We start from the raw sequence: 3,253 nt of genomic DNA, 5'->3' as shown, positions 1-3,253 counted from the left end.
GGGTTTTACGTACTGAAATTGAAGAAAAAGGATAGGCAGAAAATTCGTTTATGCTTGAAAAGAGCAGGAGATACCGTTGATTGTAAAACAATACCCATGGACAATAAGGACTGGGAAGAAGTTGATTTTTAGCTATTGGCAAACCCACTATATCCAAATCGTGTAAAAGGAGGAAAAACAACTTTATAACTAGTTTATTGTTCACAACATTGGTGTGCTTAGACACTCATTTCTACTCCTCTTTGATCCATGTCCAATTAATTCCATAGTTAATAGCGTTCTATACTCATCCCATCTTGTCACTCATTCTCCCTTTTAATTAACAGGTTTTCCTTCACTTTTGCTCGAAAGGCTGCTTCGGATAGCTGTAAATCAGCAGACTTAAATAGCTCATAATGCATTAGGTTGTTATCTTGTGCGATTTCATAGGCATAGGAGATTTTTCTCATATCTTCCAGCGAATCACACAGGTTTTTACGCTTTACTTTTTTAGTAATACCAAATTTTTCATCCGTTAGATGAATACCTTTTTTAGTTATTTTGAAGGTAATACTATCCTGTTTGTGTATGTCGCTTAGAGGAATGGATACATTTCGCAATTGCGCATAGGATCTGGAATACCAGTGATTAAATAGCTCGTATTTCAAGGTGTCATTTTGAACCGTTATGGTGATATCGTAATGACCAGGTAAAAAATTGGGACCTTTACGAGAGGTAAAAACCTGTTCTTGCGCCTGTAGCGTAAATGTACCAAGTAGGGTTAGAAGTAAAATGTAGTTTTTCATTGGTGAGGGTAATGAGGTTTAGTATAGGTTAATTTACTAAAGTTCGCTAGGATTCACAAGAACGATAGGGATCATTTACAGCGATAATTTTCTCTACTACATCCCGAAACGTCAGTATAGATCCCGTCTCTAATGCAACTGGAGTGAAGGGTAAATTTAAAAAGGATTTATCCAAATGCGCTGCTGAAGTAAAATCCTATATTTCAAAGACCTTATTTCCTCGAGCTAGGATTCCGATTTGTTCAACCAAAGCAGAAAAATCAGTATGGAGATAAGGGGCAATAGGGGTGGAGGGCTTTAGTTCATCCACTTGAACTCCTCTGCGCGCTAAATATTTTTTTAGGGTGATAAAAACAGATGCACTTAAACAGGAATTTTCCAGTAATTGAACGGGAGTAACCGAGGTAAAAGTACAATGCTGAGCAATTAATTCACATACGTCTCTCAACGTTCTTTTTCGGGCAGGGGTAAGAACCGCTTTCCACTGTTGTTCGGATACGGTGAGATTAAATTCGACATTCAAAAAACGAGACAGTGGTCTCCAAGGCATGAGGTCTCTAGCACATCTCCAATCGCTGATTGTGGTATTAAAGTTTAAAATAAAACTTACATCGGCTTCAAAGTCTAAAGGACTACAAATGCGATGTTCCTCTATAAAAATGTTAAGGATATCGAGCGCATTCAATTGTTGAGGTAGGGTGTTCATGACCAAGTTTACCATATAGATTATAGGCTAAGATAATCAATAGTTATTTCAATAAAAACAGAGTTTATAAAAATAGGAGCTAGGAGATCGAACCATGATACATACTCCTTTCGATATGCTAAAACGTATAGCCCTCTGGAAGTTTAAAACCGAATTTCTTTGCACTGACCCATAGCGGAGGAAGAAAGATAGCTTTTCTTCTTTCATCGACTTTTTTGATATCTTGAATCGAAGAAATTTGTTTTGGCGTATTTCTATACTTTTCAATATTCCCATCAAAGGCTACGGGATCCGTGATTGTTCCATAGCGTTGAGGATTGCCCAATCTTCGCTCAACATCATCGATGATTGTGGCATATTGGTAAGGGGATAAGTTGCCCAATTTCACCATGTCAAATAAGAATGTTTGATATTCTTCTTTTTTATAGGTTGGGGTTTGGGCTGAGTGAATAAGGCAATTTAGAAATAGATCATCATTCCAAGTATCGGTTTGTTGTCTGCTGATATCCTGTCCCGCGTGATATAGATTTAAAAACAGGTCTTTGGTACTACTCCATAAGGTATTTTGTAGATATTCTCCCTGAGATTGATTTGCAGTAGCGTTAGCGTATTTTCGGGTGTAGGTAATTAAAAATTCGTGTGACTTAAACATCGACAGGTATTGATCTTTTGCAAAATCAACGTTTTTGAGGTAGGCTTGTCGATGGAGTGGATAAATAGTATCCAACTCGTCTTGATACTCGGGAATAGCTAAATAGGTGTCTCTGCGATGTTTAAAATACTGCTGATCTTCTTCGAGGTATACTGCAATTTCATTGTCTTTTTTATAACCACTTAAAACCAATAATTTCAAGAGTTGCTCAACTTCAGCTTTGTTGTTTAGTTTTCCGTTTAATTTGATGGCATCTATAATATCGTCCGGAAAAGGAAAAGCCGTTTCAAAGGCGCTGTTGTAGGCTTGAGTAGCACGCTTATTTTGTTGCTCTGCAGCTAACTGTTGGGCCTTATTGATCGCCGTGTAATAATCGGTATAGGTTGTGTTTTGTGCAACTACAGCAGGGGCTAAAAGTAGAAGGAGAAAGGGTAAAAAAACAAGAGTGTATTTTGCTTGATTTTTCATATAACTTAGTTGTTTGGGTTAGGTTTTGTTGCTTGGTGCTTTCTTTCTTGATGTGCCAAGAGAACGACGTAGAACGAACAAAGCGTGCTGCAGGATAAGACGTGTGTAAATGAAAAAGTTACAACATGCTGAAAAAAAATAGAAAAATAGCGGTGATTTCGGTTTGCTAAAAAAAGCGGAGGAATCGCCTATTTGCTAGTTTGTCAGTTTGTTTCTCTACTTACATTCAACTGTGTTCAGAGCCGTATTAAACGGAAACACTATGTTAAAATAAACATAACCCTGTTACTTGTTAAGATGTAATTAACTAAGTTTATTTCCCTATTAAGTGAAATATATACAAATCAAATAAAATAAATAACTATGAAGATGAGAACTCTCGGGGCTTTTCTTTTACTAACGCCCCTTTGTTTTGGACAAAATGTAAAAACTCCATACGAATCCTTTATCACTAAAAAGAACAACTATTCTTTTTCCACGATCAATTTTAATGTGCCTGCCTTTGATTATAAACAAAAAGTGGACAGTGTGTCTTTTGAAGGGAGTTTAATTCTTCCCAAAGATGGTTTTGATCAAGTGGTGATTATTAAACCCGGAACGGGTTATAATACGCGCAATACCCATAGTCCTTTAGCGGAAGCT

3 protein-coding genes and 1 pseudogene are annotated in these 3,253 nt (G+C 36.9%); 1 reads left to right on the top strand and 3 read right to left on the bottom strand.

All coding sequences use genetic code 11. The features are described from left to right. Positions 1-299 precede the first annotated feature (299 nt). From GJV76_RS15315 to GJV76_RS15305, 3 genes are all read right to left on the bottom strand, one after another. Positions 300-785, bottom strand: coding sequence for a hypothetical protein (locus GJV76_RS15315; protein ID WP_155093453.1), 486 nt, complete (start codon positions 783-785; stop codon positions 300-302). A gap of 196 nt (positions 786-981) precedes the next feature. After that, entirely contained in the window at positions 982-1,491 is a 510-nt protein-coding gene (locus GJV76_RS15310; protein WP_230381581.1) for a hypothetical protein, read from the bottom strand. A 118-nt stretch (positions 1,492-1,609) separates the two neighbouring features. Beyond that, positions 1,610-2,611, bottom strand: coding sequence for a hypothetical protein (locus GJV76_RS15305; RefSeq protein WP_155093452.1), 1,002 nt, complete (start codon positions 2,609-2,611; stop codon positions 1,610-1,612). Positions 2,612-2,974: 363 nt separating this feature from the next. On the opposite strand from GJV76_RS15305, the pseudogene GJV76_RS15300 reads away from it, so the two are divergent. Beyond that, a pseudogene (locus GJV76_RS15300) lies at positions 2,975-3,253 on the top strand (alpha/beta hydrolase); the annotation flags it as partial.

This window comes from Myroides albus (assembly GCF_009711045.1).
Lineage (GTDB): Bacteria > Bacteroidota > Bacteroidia > Flavobacteriales > Flavobacteriaceae > Flavobacterium > Flavobacterium album_A.
This window is presented reverse-complemented; position numbering and strand designations above follow the sequence as displayed.

Bases quoted from the DNA above. Each gene is read 5' to 3' on its own strand.
- GJV76_RS15315 (WP_155093453.1), bottom strand. From the start codon at position 785: ATGAAAAACTACATTTTACTTCTAACCCTACTTGGTACATTTACGCTA.
- GJV76_RS15305 (WP_155093452.1), bottom strand. From the start codon at position 2,611: ATGAAAAATCAAGCAAAATACACTCTTGTTTTTTTACCCTTTCTCCTT.
- GJV76_RS15310 (WP_230381581.1), bottom strand. From the start codon at position 1,491: ATGAACACCCTACCTCAACAATTGAATGCGCTCGATATCCTTAACATT.